Genomic DNA, 14,525 nt, shown 5'->3' on the forward strand with positions numbered 1-14,525 from the left:
CGTTGACGGGACAATATCCGCCCGATGGGTGTCCCGCCACCCCGTGATCAAGGGGCGGGTCGAGAAACGCTCGCGCACGGAACGAATTCGTGATCTTCGCTGTCTTCGTGGTATGTATAGGCCCTCAACTATCCAGCGGTCGCCGGGCGGGGTCGCACGAGAACATGCGAGGAGCACGATGAAACGTGCCGTCCTAACGGCCGGCGTCGCTGCCGTCGCGGTGGCCGCCGGCATCGGCACCACCGTGGTGGCCCAGGCCGCCGCGGCCGGGTGCCGGGTGACGTATTCCGTCCCGTCCCAGTGGAGCGGCGGCTTCACCGCCAACGTCAGCATCACGAACCTTGGCGACCCGCTCACCAGTTGGCGGCTGACCTGGGCGTTCCCGTCCGGGCAGTCGATCACCCAGGCGTGGAACGCCACCGTGACGCAGAGCGGCAGCCAGGTCGCCGCGGCCAACATGAGCTACAACGGGTCGGTGGCCACCAACGCCTCGGTGTCGTTCGGCTTCAACGGCCAGTTCAGCACGACGAACACCAGCCCGACGTCGTTCGCCGTCAACGGCACGACCTGTACGGGTTCGGTCACGCCGACCACCGGAGCCCCGACGACCGCCCCGCCGACCACGGCGCCGCCCACCACCGCACCCCCGACGACGCCGCCGCCCACCAGCGGCTGGAACCCGCCGTCCAACCTGGTACAGCCGCTCAACGAGGTCTGGACGCACCAGGAGCAGACCTACAACAACGGCAACCTGTACGGCTTCCGGAACTACGGCTGGGACCAGCTTCTGGCCAACCGGGGCTACATCAACTACTGCGTCCGGTGGGACTCGTCCGCCTCGGTGACGGCGACGCAGCGCGACCAGATCCACGCCGCCCTGCAGCGGCAGTACAAGAAGTGGATGGACGTCATGGTCGGCCACAACAACTGGCCGTATACCGACGTTCCGGTGCGGGTCGTCGGCTGGGCCGTGCGGGACCGCGCGCAGCTACAGTGGTCGGACACCTCGGTCGACATCTACGTCAACAACATCCGCGAGAACGCTCCACAGTGCTCGGAGCCGTGCGGTCGCTTCTTCAACCAGGGCGGCACGTACCCGAACTGCCCGGGCGGCGCGGCGCGGCACTACGACCACTCGCTGTGGCTCACGGCCGGGTTCGGCGGAGGTGCCGGCGGAGACTGGGGACAGCGCGTCGGCAGCGAGTACTTCATGGGCGCCCTGAACTCCGACAACATCCACATCTTCCTGCACGAACTGGGCCATACGTATGGGTTGGACGACTTCTACGACTGGACCCCGACCGGCCAGTGCTGCTTCATCATGAAGGCGGGCAGCGCCAGCACGATCACCGAGTTCGACAAGTGGATGTTCCGCGACTGGTGGCGCCACCTGAAGTCCAGGTACGGCTACTAACCCCGCCCTAAGCACGTCGCGGCCCGCCTGAGCACGTCGATCAAGGGCGAACGGTCGTGGTTCGATCTCCGATCCACGACCGTTCGCCCTTGATCGGCGCGAAAGTCCTTGATCGCGAACGCCGAAGGGCAGGCCCGGCTAGGCGGTCAGGGAGGCGAGGCGGGGCCGGGTGAGGCGTACGTAGTCTTCGGTGTTCAGGGCCACCGCGCAGGGCGCTCACCCCGAGTCGATCAAGGGAAACCCCGTCGATCAAGGGCATATGGTCGTGGAAAAGAGATCAAAGCACGACCATATGCCCTTGATCGACGGCAAAGCCCACGGCAAAAGCCCCGGATCACCGTGGGTGTTCGGGGGTGGCGGCGGAGCGGGCGGTCGCGAGGACGTCGGCCACGGGGAGGGCGGTGGCGTGGGCTACGGCCAGGGCGTCGTCGTACTCAGGTTGGACGGTCACGACCTGGTCGCCGAGGTGGCCGCGCTTGACCCGGACGGGGTGGCCGGCCACCGCGACGGAGACCTCGTCGCGGCGCAGGGCCCGGCGCGACACCGCCTGGAGGCGTACGCCGAGCGTGGTGGTCTGGGTGAACACGACCCGGCACACCAGGTCGACCCGGGCCGCGTCGACGAGCACCGTGAGCACCTGCCCGGGGCGGCCCTTGCGCATCAGCGCCGGCACGCACCAGGCGTCCGCGGCGCCGACGTCGCGCAGTTGCGACAGTAGATCCGGCCACACCCGCGGGTCCAGGTCGTCCACCGTGGCCTCGACCTGCATCAGATCGCTGGAGATCCAGTCAGCGGAGGAAGGGGCCCCGGAAGGGGCGCCCACCAGCACGCGTACCACGTTGGGGTGGCCCGGCGGGTCGGCGGTGCCGGCGCCGACGCCGACCGCGCGCGGTGTCATGGCCGGCGGCGGGCCCCAGGCGGTCGCGAGCGTGGCCAGCAGGGCGGCGCCGGTGGGGGTGCACAGTTCCATTGTCGCGTTGTGGGCGGCGATCGGCGCGCCGGCTCCGGCGAGCAGTTCGACGACGGCGGGCGCGGGCACCGGGAGCGGGCCGTGTGCCGTGTGGACGGTGCCGGAGCCGACCGCGACGGGGGAGACCACGCGCACCGGGGCGGCCAGCAGGTCCAGGTCGTGCAGGGCCAGGGCGCAGCCGGCCACGTCGGCGATCGCGTCGAGCGCGCCCACCTCGTGGAAGTGCACCTGGTCCACGCCGGTGCCGTGCACGCGGGCCTCCGCTTCGGCCAGCCGGGTGAAGACGTCCCGCGCGAAGCCGCCCACGGGGCCGGGGAGCGGGGAAAGCAGGGCAAGCACATCGGACAGTCCACGATGGACGTGCGACTCCGCGGGAGAGGTAACGAGGGCGTAGGAGGCCCGGAACCCGTGACGCCGCACCGGCGAGATCTCCACGGACAGAGGCAGGCCGAGAGTGTCCAGCCCGGAACGCACAGTGGACAGTGACGCGCCGGCGTCCACGAGTGCGGCCAACAGCATGTCTCCGGCCGCCCCGTTGGAGGCGTCCACCCACAGTGCGCTCATCGAGCGCGCCGGGCGATCCGGGCCGCGGCCACCCCGCGCCGAAGCCATTGTCCACATTGACCGTCAGCACCCCGGGAGCGCAGCTGTTCAGCGTGGCGAGCCAGGCGGTGAGGCCGTCCAGGTGCCAGCCGTACCCGATGCTGGTCGGCACCGCGATCAGCGGGACGCCGGTGAGGCCGCCGACCACCGACGGCAGTGCGGCCTCCATGCCGGCGACCGCGACCACGACGTCGGCGGTGTCGATGCGGTCCCGCTGGGCGAGCAGCCGGTGCAGGCCGGCGATGCCCACGTCGACGATGACGTCGGGTTCGGCGCCGAAGACCCGTACCGTGGTCGCGCACTCCCGGACGACCGGCAGGTCGGCGGTGCCGGCCCCGACCACCGCGACCCGGCCGCGGGCCGGGCCCGGATCGCCGAGGACGGCGACCCGCGCGACCTCGTCGACCTCGGCGCCGGGCAGTTCGGCGCGGCAGCGGGCGAGCGCCTCGTCGGACAGCCGGGTGGCCAGGACGGCGTTGTCGGGGTGGGCCTCGTGCAGCGCGCGCAGCGCGGCGACGATCTGCTGGGGCGTCTTGCCGCGGCCGAACACCACCTCCGGGTCGCCGGTGCGCGCCGCCCGGTCCAGGTCGAGCCGGGCGAAGCCGAGATCCGCGATCTCCGCGCCGGCCCCGTTTGGGTACCGTTCAGTCATGCTGCCCCCATCTGCCGCGGACCGGCTGGTCGCCGAACTCGCAGGATACGGCCGGACGCTCGTGGCGCTTTCCGGCGGCGTCGACTCCAGCGTGGTGCTCGCCGCGGCGGCGCGGGCGCTGGGGCCGGACGGGGTGGCGGGCGTCACGGCGGTCTCGCCCGCGGTGCCCGCCGCGGAGGTGGCCGAGGCGGCGGAGTTCTGCGCGCGGCTGGGGGTCGAGCACCACGCGGTGCGGACCCGCGAGATGGACGTGGCCGGCTACCGCGAGAACGGGCCGCGGCGCTGCTACTTCTGCAAGAGCACGCTGCTGGACACGGCGACCCGGGTCGCCGAGGAGCACGGGTTCGCCGCGGTGGCCACCGGCACGAACGCCTCCGACGTCGCCGCCGGCTTCCGGCCGGGCATCCGGGCCGCGGCCGAGCGCGGTGCGCGTACCCCGCTCGCCGATCTGGGCCTGGACAAGGGCGCGGTCCGCGCGATCGCGCGGACCTGGGGCCTGCGGACCGCGGACAAGCCGGCCGCCGCGTGCCTGTCCAGCCGCATCGCGTACGGCGTGGCGATCACGCCGGCGCGCCTGGCCCGGGTGGAGCGCGCGGAGGCCGCCGCCCGCCGGTTGCTCGCCGCCCATCATGTGCACAATGTCCGGGTACGGGACTTGGGCGGCTCGGTCCGCCTAGAGGTGGACGAGCACGTGGTCGAGCCGGCGCGCGACGACCCGGACCTGCGCGCCGCGATCCTGGCGGCGGGGTTCGACGGGGCGGCGCTGACGGTGGAGGCGTTCCGCTCCGGGTCGATGAACGAGATGCTCACCGACCCGGAGCAATGGCGGAGGGTCTAGCACTCGGCGAAGGCGCTCGTCACCTCGTTGCTGAGCGGGGAGCTGTTGCCGGACGGGTCGACCGCCCGGACGGCGAACGTGTTCAGCCCATTGACGTTGGTGTGGTACACGAAGCCGGTCGTCACCCCGACGAAGATCGTCTGGATGCCGCCGTTGACGAACACCTCGTACTCGATGGGTGTGCTGTTGTCGGTCGACGCGTTCCAGGCCAGGTCGACCGCGCAGCCCATGTCGAACGTGATGCGCAGGTTGCCCGGCGTGGTCGGCGCCGTCGCGTCCGCGCTGGGCGCGGTCGTCGCCACCACGGCGTTGCTGGGCGGGGAGAGGTTGCCGGCGGCGTCCGCGGCCCGGACGGTGAACGTGTACGCCGTGCCCGGGGTGAGATGGCGGACCGATGCCGTCCGGATCCCGGCGGACGGTATCGGCGTGGTGAACTGCGCGGGTGCCCCGTTGACGAAGATCCGGTAGCCGGGTGTGCCGGCGTCGTCGGTCGACGCCGTCCAGGACAGCGACGCCGTGGACTGGGTGACGCCGGTCACGGTCAGCACCGGCGCGGTGGGCGGCGAGGTGTCCGGCGTCGTGGTGGCGGTGACCCGGTTACTCTCACCGGAGCGGTTGCCGGAGGTGTCTTCGGCCACCACCCAGTAGGTCTTGGTGTACCCCCGTACGCCGATCGTGTCCGTGAAGGTGGTCGAGCCCGGCGAGTGGTAGATCCCGTAGGTGCCCAGCGCGGACTGCTGGTACACGATGTACGCGTTGAGCCCGACGTTGTCGCTGGCCGCGTTCCAGGCCAGCGAGATCGTCGTCGCCGTGACGGCGGTGACGCGCAGGTTGCCGGGCGTCGTCGGCGGCGTTCGATCGCGGCGTGGCGCCGCCCCCGCGGGTGCCGCGGCGACGGCGAGGAGCGCCGCGGCGAGCGCTACACAGAGCGCACTGATAGTGATTCGCCTCATACGTCAAACGTGACTGCCGGGGTCAAGGCTGCGTCAAGGGGTGGTCAAGGCCGCCGGGAGTGGGTATCGGTAGAGCGTGCTGAGTTCTGGAGTTTCGCTCGACGACCGCTACCGCCTCGACGCCCGGGTCGCCACGGGGGCATGGGAGACGTGTGGCGGGCGACCGATCTCCTCCTCGGCCGTACGGTCGCGGTCAAGATCTTGCTGCCCACGCTGTCGAACGACGCGTCGTTCGGGGCGCGCTTCCTCGCCGAGTCGCGCATGATGGCCGCCGTCCGCCACCCCGGCGTCGTTCAGGTGTACGACCGGGGCGAGTGCGACCTGCCCGAGGGCGGCCGGGCGACGTACCTGGTGATGGAGTACGTCGACGGCGAGCCGCTGTCCGCCCGGATCGCCCGGGAGGGGCGGCTGACCGCCGCGGAGACCATGTCGGTCGTGGCCCAGTCCGCGCGGGCGCTCGACGCCGCGCACGCCGGCGGCATCGTGCACCGCGACGTCAAGCCGAGCAACCTGCTGATCCGGCCAGACGGCACGGTGGTGCTGCTGGACTTCGGGGTGGCGCGGTCCACCGAGCTGACCAGCCTCACCCGGACCAGCGGCGTGCTCGGCACCGCGTTCTACATGGCCCCCGAGCAGGCGTCCCAGCGGCCCGTCTCGGCCGCCACCGACGTGTACGCCCTCGGCGCGGTGGCGTACCACGCGCTGGCCGGGCATCCGCCGTTCATGGGCGAGAGCCCGCTGGCCATCGCGATGATGCACGTCGAGGCGCAACCGCCGGAACTGCCCGCCGACGTGCCCCCGCCGGTACGCGCCGTGGTCGTCCGCGCGATGGCCAAGAACCCCGCCGACCGGTACCCGACCGCCGCCGCCATGGCGGACGCCGCCGAGGCCGCCGCGGCGGGCACGGGCGTCACGGCGACGGCGGAACTGCCCGCGGTGCTCGTTCCCGGCGGGCCGCCCGCTACGGGCCGGCGCCGCCGGGTCGTAGCGGTCGTGGGCGCGGTGGCCGCCGCGAGCGTGCTGGCCGTGGGGGCGGCGCTCCTGCTCGCCGCGAACGGCGACGCACCGCCCGCCGACGGCACCACGAGCGCGCCCGCCACGACCGGGGCCACCCAGCCGGGCCAGCCGCAGCGGACCAACACGCCGGGCACGCGGACGACCGCCCCGCCGAGCCAGGCCCCACGGACGAGCGCGGCGGCCACGCCGAGCGAGGAGCCCAGCGAGTCGGCGGAGCCCCCGTCCAACCCGACGAGCGCGGCGCCCGAGCCGACCGGGTCGGTGCCGGCGGCCGGGTCGACCCCGAGCGCGGAAAGCTCGGCCGGCTCCGCCGGCTAGTCCTCCCAGGCGGGGGTGCGGCGGGGGTGGCCAGGGGGCGGGTGGACTCCCAGGTGCGGCGCCAGGAGCCCTGCGGGTACTGGTGGCCGTTGGGCAGCGACAGCTCGCGCTTGGCCTGGGCGCGCAGCGAGCCGTACCAGCCGAGCTCCTCCTCGGCCCACAGCTGGGCGATCGACTCGGCCATCCGGGTGTTGAACCCGCGGGCGCCCTCGCCCTCCTCGGGGTGCAGCGGGGTGCCGTACCGGACCACCACGCGGGCCCGTCCCGGCACCGGCCAGTTGCGGCCGCGCGGCATCGCGGCGTACGTGCCGCGCAGCCCGATCGGGACCAGTGGCACGCCCTGGGTGACGCACAGGTGCGCCGCCCCAGCCGCAGCGGGGACATCCAGCCGTCCTCGCTGCGCGTGCCCTCCGGAAAGAGCAGCAGGCTCCAGCCCTTGGCCAGCAGGTACGGCGCGAGGCTGCGCAGCCGGCGGGACCGGTGCCGCTCGACGGGGAACGCGTTGAACACCAGCGCGGTCACCACCGCCCGCACGCGGGCGTCGAAGAAGTAGTCCGCGGCGGCGCCGACCGCGACCCGCTGGCCGAGGTGGCGGGGGAGCGAGCCGAGGATCAGCGGGGTGTCCAGGTGGCTGCTGTGGTTGGCCACGAACACCACCGGACCCTTGAGCCCGGCGAGGCGGTCCCGACCCTCGATCTCCGGCTTGGTCGTGCTCCAGGCCAGCGGGGTGAGCACCCCGCGCTGCAGGACCCGCCGGGCGGCCTGGGCCACCTGGGTGCGGGCCCAGCCGGTGGGGAACTCGCGGGGCGGCGCCGGCGGCTCGTGCGCGATCGCCGAGCGGGGCGTACGCGACCGGCCGCGCCAGTCCCGCCCGCCGGTGAGCGCCCGGACATCCTTGATCAAGCCCATGACGTGCCCTCACCGTACGTCGGCCATCGCGAGCGGTGGCGTGTGGTGGTAGGTGATGGTGGGGGAGCCGCCCACCCGCTCGCGGGCCATCTCCAGCGCGTCGTTCAGCGTGGACGCCGACCGGAAGCCCATGCGGGACGTCGTCTTGCGGTCGCCGCCGACGAAGATGACGTCGCCCAGGTGCTCCAGCGCGTGCGCGCCCCAGTACCACATGTAGAGCGGGTGCACGCCGTGGTACGCGTAGCTGTTGCGGTACAGGTGGATGTACCACGGGTCGGTGGCGAACTGCTCCTCGAACTTGGTCTCGATGGCCACCGGGTCGGTGGTCTCGGCGAGCACCTCTTCGAAGAAGTCGATGTAGCTCGGGTGGTGCACGGGGTGGAACTCGTTCTGCACCGGGTGGTAGTAGATCGCCACCCCGCCGGGCCGCACGATCGGCTGGTTGCGGTACAGGTTGAAGAAGTACCCGAGGCCGAGCGACATCACCAGGATCGGGTTCATGATCGAGTTGACGTTGTACGGGCAGATGTACGGCAGGCCCCAGATGCCGATGTCGGACGGACCGTCCACCTCGGTCAGCTGCTGGCGCAGGATGTGGCGCATGGTGACCTCGTGCACCTGGACCGGGTCGCCCGCGGTGACCGAGGTGACCCCGTACGGCGACGCGGTCTTGTGCCAGAGCTGCCGGCGCTGCTTGGCCGGGGCGAGGTCGTTGGCGCGCTTCACCGCCAGGTAGGTGGCCTGGTCCTTCAGCGACCACTCCCACTCGCGCTTGTTCAGGAAGCCGAGCTGGGTCGGGAACGTGTCGTTGTTGACCGTCGTCTCGATCTGGAAGATCTTGAGGCTGTCGCCGAGCAGCCCGGCCATCCGGTCGTACGAGTGGTGCATGGCCGAGTTCGCCGGGTCGTTGAAGGACCGCGAGTGCCGCAGCGTGTGCACGTTGTGGTGGTGCTTGAGGCTGCGGTAGGAGGCGAGCCCGACCGACACCGACTTCGGCCCGCCGCTCATCGCGGTGAGCGACACGTTGACGTACACGATGAGGTCGCTCTCGGCGGCCCGGCGGTTGATCTCGACGATCTCGCCGTGCTTGGTGTGGCCGATGACGGTGAGGTTGGCCTTGTCCTCGGCGTCGTGGTTGCGCAGGTGGCGCGGGAAGAACGACCGGTAGACCCGCTCGCCGACGGTGCGCTTGAGCTCGGCGGGCGTCATCCGCCGGTGCAGCGCGTTGCCGGCGATCAGCTCGACGTCGTCGACGCCCTTGGCGGCGGCCAGCTCCAGCACGTGCTCGATGACCCGCTGGCGGATGTCCGGCGTACGCATCTGCGGCAACGGGATCGACAGGTCGTCGAACACGATGGTCAGCCGCATGCCGGGGCGCAGCAGCTCGTGCAGCGGCTCGCGGCCGAGCGGGTTGGCCAGCGCCTTGCGGATCTGCGCGTCGATGTCGCGCAGCCCGGGCAGCGACTCCGGCGGGTAGATGACCCGGCTGCCCAGCGGCAGCTTCTCCAGGCGGAAGCCCTCACCCTCGTGCATCAGCAATGCCGGGGTGCGCTCGTCCACCTCGAGAACGAAACCTGGTCTACTCACGGGTCAAATCCCCCTATTGATCCTTCGTCGGGTCGAACGCCACCTTGACCGAGCCCAACCGTCCAGCCGCGCTGGCGTGGCCGATCGCGTCCCGCCAGCGGGACAGCGGGTAGATCGCGTCGACGTACCCCGTCAGCGGCGCCGACTGGGCCAGCGCCAGCGCGTCCGGGAAGTCGTTGCCGCCGGAGGCGTACGCCCCGACCAGGTTGAGCTCGCGGAACCACACCGGCGTGAGGTCGGCACCGGCATTGGGCATGCCGGACATCAGGACCGTACCGCCGGCGCGGACGACCCGCAGCGCGGTGTCCAGCCCGGAGCCGCCGGTGCACTCGAACGCGATGTCGGTGCCGCCGAGCAGGAACTCGGACGCCCGTTCCGGCCGGGCCAGGAAGCCGCCGGTCGCGCGGCGCAGCGCCCGGGCCGCCCGGTCCGAGGAGAGCACCTCGGTGGCGCCCATCTCACGGGCCCGTTCGCGCTGGTGGGCGTACCGGGCGATGACGTAGATCGGGCCGGCCTTGGTGTACTCGCGCAGGGCGAGCGTGGTGAACAGGCCGACCGTGCCGGCGCCCACCACGAGCACGCTGGCGCCGTCCGGGATCGAGATCCGGCGCACCGAGTGGACCGCGCACGCGAGCGGCTCGACGAGCAGGGCGCGCTCGTCGTCCAGCGCGTCCGGCACCCGGTGCAGCTGGCTGGCGTGCGCCACCAGCATCCGGCTCCAGCCGCCGCCGGTGTCCGCGCAGAAGCCGGTCTGCAGGCCGGCCGAGACCGCGCCGGACGTGATGTGGTCGCAGCGGCTGTGCTCGTCGGCGGCGCAGCCGGGGCAGACCTCGACCTGGCGGGGCAGGCAGCCGAGCACCGGGTCGAGCACCACGCGCGACCCGCGCGGCAGGTCGGGCAGGTCGTCCAGGGTCTCGCCGACCACCTCGTGGCCGGGGGTGAAGGGCATCGAGACCAGGGCCGACAGGTACGGCGAGTTGCGCCCGGTGAGCAGGCCCAGGTCGGAGCCGCAGATGCCGGACAGCAGCGGCTTGACCCGGGTCCAGTCCGGCCCCGGCGGGCGCGGGTCGGGGCGGTTGACCAGGCGCAGCGGCGACATGTTGGCAGCCCACCAGCCCGACGCCCGCCCGCTGGCGATGGTGCCGGTCGCGGTGCGCGCGGCCATGTAGCGGGCCGGCGAGCGGTGGTACTCCAGATTCAGGTTCATGGCACGGTCTCCAGGAACGCGTCGCCCACGGGCAACGTGTACGCCTTCCACTGCGCCACCGGCCAGCGGCGGGAGCGGGCGTGGCGGTACAGGTGCGGGTCGGGGTTGACCGCGATCGGGTGCCCCACAGCCTCCAGCAGCGGGCGGTCGGAATAGCTGTCGCCGTACGCGTAGCTCTCGGTCAGGAGCGCGCCGGCGTTCTCGGCGTACCGGCGCAGCCAGGCGGCGCGGGCCTCGCCGACCAGCGGGGGCGACTCCAGGAACCCGGAGTAGCGGCCGTCCCGCACGTGCAGCCGGCTGGCCACCACCTCGTCGAAGAGGCCGGCGATCGGCTGGACCAGGACGTCGACCGTACCCGTGATGAGGACCGTGCGGTGCCCGGCCGCGCGGTGCTTGCGCACCTGCCGGATCGCCTCCGGGTGGGAACGGCGCAGCAGCGCGTCGCCGAGCCGGTCGTGCACGATCCGGGCCAGGCCCGCCTCGTCGGCGCCGGCGTACCGGCGCATGAACGTGCGCAGGAACTCGCCCCGGTCGCGGCGCTCCGCGGCCAGGTAGCGGGGCAGCTTGCGGACCAGGTCGGCCAGCTCGCCGGGCCAGCCGGAGCGGGGCAGGTCGCAGAGCCGGGCCAGCAGGTACGTCTCGATGACGTTGGACGCCACGATCGTGCCTTCGAGGTCGAACACGGCCACCACGTCGCCGCCGTTCGCCGAGCGCTTGAGCGGCGGCAGCGCGCTGTTGCTGGTGCGCCTGCCGACGGTCGCCTTGCGCATGGTGGCGGTGACGGCCGGGTAGTGCACCTCTTGCAGGTAGTGGTGCCAGTCGACGACGGCGGCGTCGAAGCCGTGGTCCTCGACCCGGTCGGCCGGCAGCGACCGGTGCAGCGCCAGCAGCTTGTTGTCGGTGTAGACGACCTCGGCCTCGGTGTAGACGCCGTACAGGTCGGCGTACTTGCGCAGGAAGTCGACCTTGTCCTGCTGCCGGGTCAGGTCGTCCTGCCAGTGCCGGGTGCGCTTGGTGGCCGGGGCGGACAGCAGCAGCTTCTGCGCCACCGACAGCACCTTCTCGCCGGTACGCAGCTGCCGCTCCACCCGCCGGGCGCCGGGGAAGGTCCACTCCGGCACCTTGATCTGGCCGCGCCCGCCGTCCGGCATCGGGTGCTCGGTGAAGTACTCCCGGACGCTCTCGTGGATGCCGCGGAAGGTGAGCGGGTTTCGGGCGCCGGATCCCACGTGGTAGTACGCGGGCTCGTCCACCGGCGGCGGCGCGGCCGCCACCGCGAGGGTCGCGTTGACCACGATGTCGACCGGGATGATGTCGAGCGCGCCGTCCGGCAGGCCGGGGAACTCCGGCAGGATGCCCCGGCCGTACGCCAGGATCAGCGGGTCGGCCATCTTGAAGCCGTCGATCCACCCCGGGTACGGGTGCTTGAGCGAGCTCTCCACGATCGCCGGCCGGACCACCGACAGCGGCATCACGCCGATCAGGGTCTCCTCGGCCACCCGCTCGCCGAGCGCCTTCGTGAACGTGTACACGTCGGGCCACCCGACGCTCTGCGCGCGCAGCCGGCCGTACTCGATCAGTTGGTTCTCGACCCACTCTTTGCGCCGCTCCTCGGCGGCGGCCGAGGTGCTCTGCGGCCCGGACTTGCCGTGGTCCTTGCGGGCCTCCGCGAGCAGGCGGCGCAGGACCGCCGGGCGCCGCGAATCCCACTCCACGCTCTCCCGCGCCGCGCGCGCCGCGGCCAGCTCGGTCCGCCACCGCGCGTCGTGGTCCAGCGATCTTTCGGGTACGACGCCCTTGCGCGCCCCGGCGACATAGGCGGTCGAGACGTGCACGATGTGGGGCGTGACGCCCGCTTTCTTCACGGCGTCGTAGAGGTCGACGACCCCTGCACGTTGGTGCGGAAGGCGTCGTCGATGGGCGGGTCGAACGACACCGTCGAGGCCGCGTGGATCACCGCGCCGACGTCACCGGGCAGCGTGAACTCGGTGTTGCCCAGCTCGCCGTCGATGACCTTGACCCGCTCGGCGACCGCCGCGGCGACGCCGTCCGCGCCGACCGCGTCCCGCCAGCGGTTGAACACCGGCCGGCGCAGCAGCGTGGCCAGCCGGTCGCTGCCGGACGAGCTGCCCCGGCGGCGGACCAGCAGCGTGACCCGGGTCTCGGGGTAGCTGGACAGGATCTTCTCCAGCAGCGCCTGACCGAGGAAACCGGTGCCGCCGGTCAGCAGGATGTGCTCCCCGTGTAAGTGGCTCATGCGGTAGCGACCCGCACGCCGAAGCTCGCCATGGCCTTGGACACCAGGTCGAGCCCTTCCTGGCCGGGCAGCTTGTCGACCTTCCCGTCGAGCATCCGCACCATCTTGCCGCCGTCCTCCCCGCCGAGCAGGTGGTTGAGTACGAACCGAGTCTCCGCCTTGGGCGTGATGGTCGATCCCACCGGGGCCCAGAAACGGCGCAGCGCGAACCGGGTGATGCGCTGGGCACGCCGGCTCTTCTCCAGCCGTTCGCGGGCTTCGGACATGTAGAACGCCAAGTGTCGGCTCTCCTGTTGCTGGATACGCTGCAGAATCTTCGTCAGCGTCGCATGCTGTTCAAGCTCGATCAACCTGCCGTAGGCGGCGTGCGCCGACCACTCGTTGACCGCTCCCCAGGTCATGTGCGTGGCGATGAAATCCTCGCCCAGGACCGCCGCGGCGAGGCACTGCGTGATCGGCGCGACCACGTTGCCGGCGAACCCCTGGGCCCGGCGCACCGACTCGTGCCGGGGCAGCCCGTTGATCTCGTCGTGCACCGCGAGGATCCGGTCGATGACATCGCCGTGCCAGAACTCCTCGAAGTTCCACATGGTCAGGAACGTGGTGATCCGTGGGTTCTGGTGCGACGGGGTGACGAGCAGGTCGCGCAGGTAGCAGACGGTATGCGTCTCCACGTCGGTCATGTAGTGCAGGCAGCGCAGGGCATCGGCGGACAAGGGCTGGTCGCGGAAGTCATCGAAGTCGATGTCGTCCACCTGTACGGCCTTGGCGGTGTGTTTGTAGTGGTCGAGGTTGAATGACATTCGGCCGGCCTCCGAGGGGGATCAGGTGACGGCGTGCAAATACAGGTCGACCACTTCGTCGACCCGCTTGCGATTCGGAACCAGGACACTGTCGGGACGGGCGAGCCCGTCGAGGAAGACGAAGGTCATCATCGGGCCGATGAAGAGCCGGGTGGCGAGGTCGAGGTCCAGGTCGCTCTTGATGACCCCGGCGGCGCGGGCGCGGTCCAGCACGGCCTCGACGCGGGCCAGGAAGCGTGCGGGGACGGTCTCCCGCCAGATGGTGAGCAGCCCCGGCGTGGTGGCCATCTCGGCGATGAAGATGCGGAACAGGGCCAGGTAGTCGTCGCTCATGAGGTGGCTGACCATCACCCAGCCCACCTCGGACAGCACGTCGCGCAGGTCCTCCCGGGAGGTGACCGGGCGGTCGGCCAGCAGCGGCGCGCGCTCGTCGAGGGACGTCACGATCCCACCGAGTACGTCGACGAGCAGGTCTTCCTTGCTGCGGAAGTAAACGTAAAGAGTCTGTTTCGAGACGCCGGCACAGGCGGCGACGTGATCCATGCTGGTGCCGGCGACCCCCGACTCCAGGAAGGCGGTGAGAGCGCCGTTGCGGATCTGGGCGCGCTTGGCCTGGGCACGCCGTGAATCCAGCTCCACCGCACCCCCGCGCGATCCGTCGTGGCTCCCCGTCAAACCAAACGGTCCAGTTTGATTCCGGTTATGCTGTCACGCCAGCACCCCCCGCATCAAGAGCGACCCCAGTCACACCCCACCCCGCCCCCATCTCGCGCCCCGTCCCGCGGCCCCCTTCTCGTCGCCGCCGCCGCGCCCCCCTTCTCGTCGATCAAGGGCATACGGTCGTGCTTCGATCTCCAAACCACGACCCTTTGCCCTTGATCGACGCGGAATCCCTTGATCGGCGAGCCGGGCAGGGCGGGGCTGGAGCGGGCGGGGCCGGAGTGGGCGGGGCGGAGCGCACAGGGCCCCAAGGGGGCCCCTACTGGGCGTTCCGACG

11 protein-coding genes and 3 pseudogenes are annotated in these 14,525 nt (G+C 71.8%); 4 read left to right on the forward strand and 10 right to left on the reverse strand.

Annotated features, from left to right (window positions below; genetic code table 11):
• Positions 1–178 precede the first annotated feature (178 nt).
• Positions 179–1,414 (forward strand): cellulose-binding domain-containing protein, encoded by a 1,236-nt coding sequence (locus tag Prum_RS39200; protein WP_173081916.1) that lies wholly within the window; start codon positions 179–181, stop codon positions 1,412–1,414.
• A gap of 334 nt (positions 1,415–1,748) precedes the next feature.
• Here the strand turns inward: Prum_RS39200 and larC are convergent, their stop codons facing one another.
• Both larC and larB read right to left on the reverse strand, forming a co-directional pair.
• Entirely contained in the window at positions 1,749–2,948 is a 1,200-nt protein-coding gene (gene larC / locus Prum_RS39205) for a nickel pincer cofactor biosynthesis protein LarC (protein WP_173081918.1), read from the reverse strand.
• A 91-nt stretch (positions 2,949–3,039) separates the two neighbouring features.
• Positions 3,040–3,639 (reverse strand): annotated as a pseudogene (gene larB, locus Prum_RS55445) (nickel pincer cofactor biosynthesis protein LarB); the annotation flags it as partial.
• On the opposite strand from larB, the gene larE reads away from it, so the two are divergent.
• Positions 3,638–4,477, forward strand: coding sequence for an ATP-dependent sacrificial sulfur transferase LarE (larE, locus tag Prum_RS55450; RefSeq protein WP_173084671.1), 840 nt, complete (start codon positions 3,638–3,640; stop codon positions 4,475–4,477). The pseudogene larB and the gene larE overlap by 2 nt on opposite strands.
• Here the strand turns inward: larE and Prum_RS39220 are convergent.
• Positions 4,474–5,430 carry a fibronectin type III domain-containing protein gene (locus Prum_RS39220; protein ID WP_173081920.1) on the reverse strand — a complete coding sequence of 319 codons (957 nt, stop codon included), beginning with the start codon at positions 5,428–5,430 and terminating at the stop codon, positions 4,474–4,476. The two genes, larE and Prum_RS39220, sit on opposite strands and share 4 nt — an antisense overlap.
• Before the next feature lie 76 nt (positions 5,431–5,506).
• Here Prum_RS39220 and Prum_RS39225 point away from each other — a divergent pair.
• Positions 5,507–6,765 (forward strand): annotated as a pseudogene (locus tag Prum_RS39225) (serine/threonine-protein kinase).
• 423 nt (positions 6,766–7,188) lie between these two features.
• Here the strand turns inward: Prum_RS39225 and Prum_RS55455 are convergent.
• Positions 7,189–7,500: pseudogene (locus Prum_RS55455) on the reverse strand (1-acyl-sn-glycerol-3-phosphate acyltransferase); the annotation flags it as partial.
• On the opposite strand from Prum_RS55455, the gene Prum_RS52735 reads away from it, so the two are divergent.
• Positions 7,385–7,726, forward strand: coding sequence for a hypothetical protein (locus Prum_RS52735; protein WP_246278403.1), 342 nt, complete (start codon positions 7,385–7,387; stop codon positions 7,724–7,726). The pseudogene Prum_RS55455 and the gene Prum_RS52735 sit on opposite strands and share 116 nt — an antisense overlap.
• Here the strand turns inward: Prum_RS52735 and larAH are convergent.
• Genes larAH through Prum_RS39260 form a run of 6 tightly spaced genes read right to left on the reverse strand, consistent with a single transcriptional unit; the run spans position 7,684 to position 14,167 of the window.
• Positions 7,684–9,234, reverse strand: coding sequence for an NPN-dependent hydroxyacid isomerase, LarAH14/15/16 family (gene larAH, locus Prum_RS39235; protein WP_218577578.1), 1,551 nt, complete (start codon positions 9,232–9,234; stop codon positions 7,684–7,686). The genes Prum_RS52735 and larAH overlap by 43 nt on opposite strands.
• A gap of 40 nt (positions 9,235–9,274) precedes the next feature.
• Positions 9,275–10,468, reverse strand: coding sequence for a zinc-dependent alcohol dehydrogenase (locus Prum_RS39240; RefSeq protein WP_173081922.1), 1,194 nt, complete (start codon positions 10,466–10,468; stop codon positions 9,275–9,277).
• Positions 10,465–12,333 carry an HAD-IB family hydrolase gene (locus Prum_RS54145; RefSeq protein ID WP_281369093.1) on the reverse strand — a complete coding sequence of 623 codons (1,869 nt, stop codon included), beginning with the start codon at positions 12,331–12,333 and terminating at the stop codon, positions 10,465–10,467. The genes Prum_RS39240 and Prum_RS54145 overlap by 4 nt, the downstream gene beginning before the upstream one ends.
• Positions 12,330–12,725, reverse strand: a complete 396-nt coding sequence (locus Prum_RS54150) for an SDR family oxidoreductase (RefSeq protein ID WP_173081926.1) — start codon at positions 12,723–12,725, stop codon at positions 12,330–12,332. The genes Prum_RS54145 and Prum_RS54150 overlap by 4 nt, the downstream gene beginning before the upstream one ends.
• On the reverse strand, positions 12,722–13,528 hold the full coding sequence (locus tag Prum_RS39255) for a ferritin-like domain-containing protein (protein ID WP_173081928.1): 807 nt from the start codon (positions 13,526–13,528) through the stop codon (positions 12,722–12,724). The genes Prum_RS54150 and Prum_RS39255 overlap by 4 nt, the downstream gene beginning before the upstream one ends.
• Before the next feature lie 21 nt (positions 13,529–13,549).
• The gene (locus Prum_RS39260; RefSeq protein WP_173081930.1) at positions 13,550–14,167 is read right to left on the reverse strand and encodes a TetR/AcrR family transcriptional regulator; all 618 of its coding nucleotides are present in this window, start codon (positions 14,165–14,167) and stop codon (positions 13,550–13,552) included.
• Between the last annotated feature and the right edge of the window lie 358 nt (positions 14,168–14,525).

Source organism: Phytohabitans rumicis (assembly GCF_011764445.1).
Lineage (GTDB): Bacteria > Actinomycetota > Actinomycetes > Mycobacteriales > Micromonosporaceae > Phytohabitans > Phytohabitans rumicis.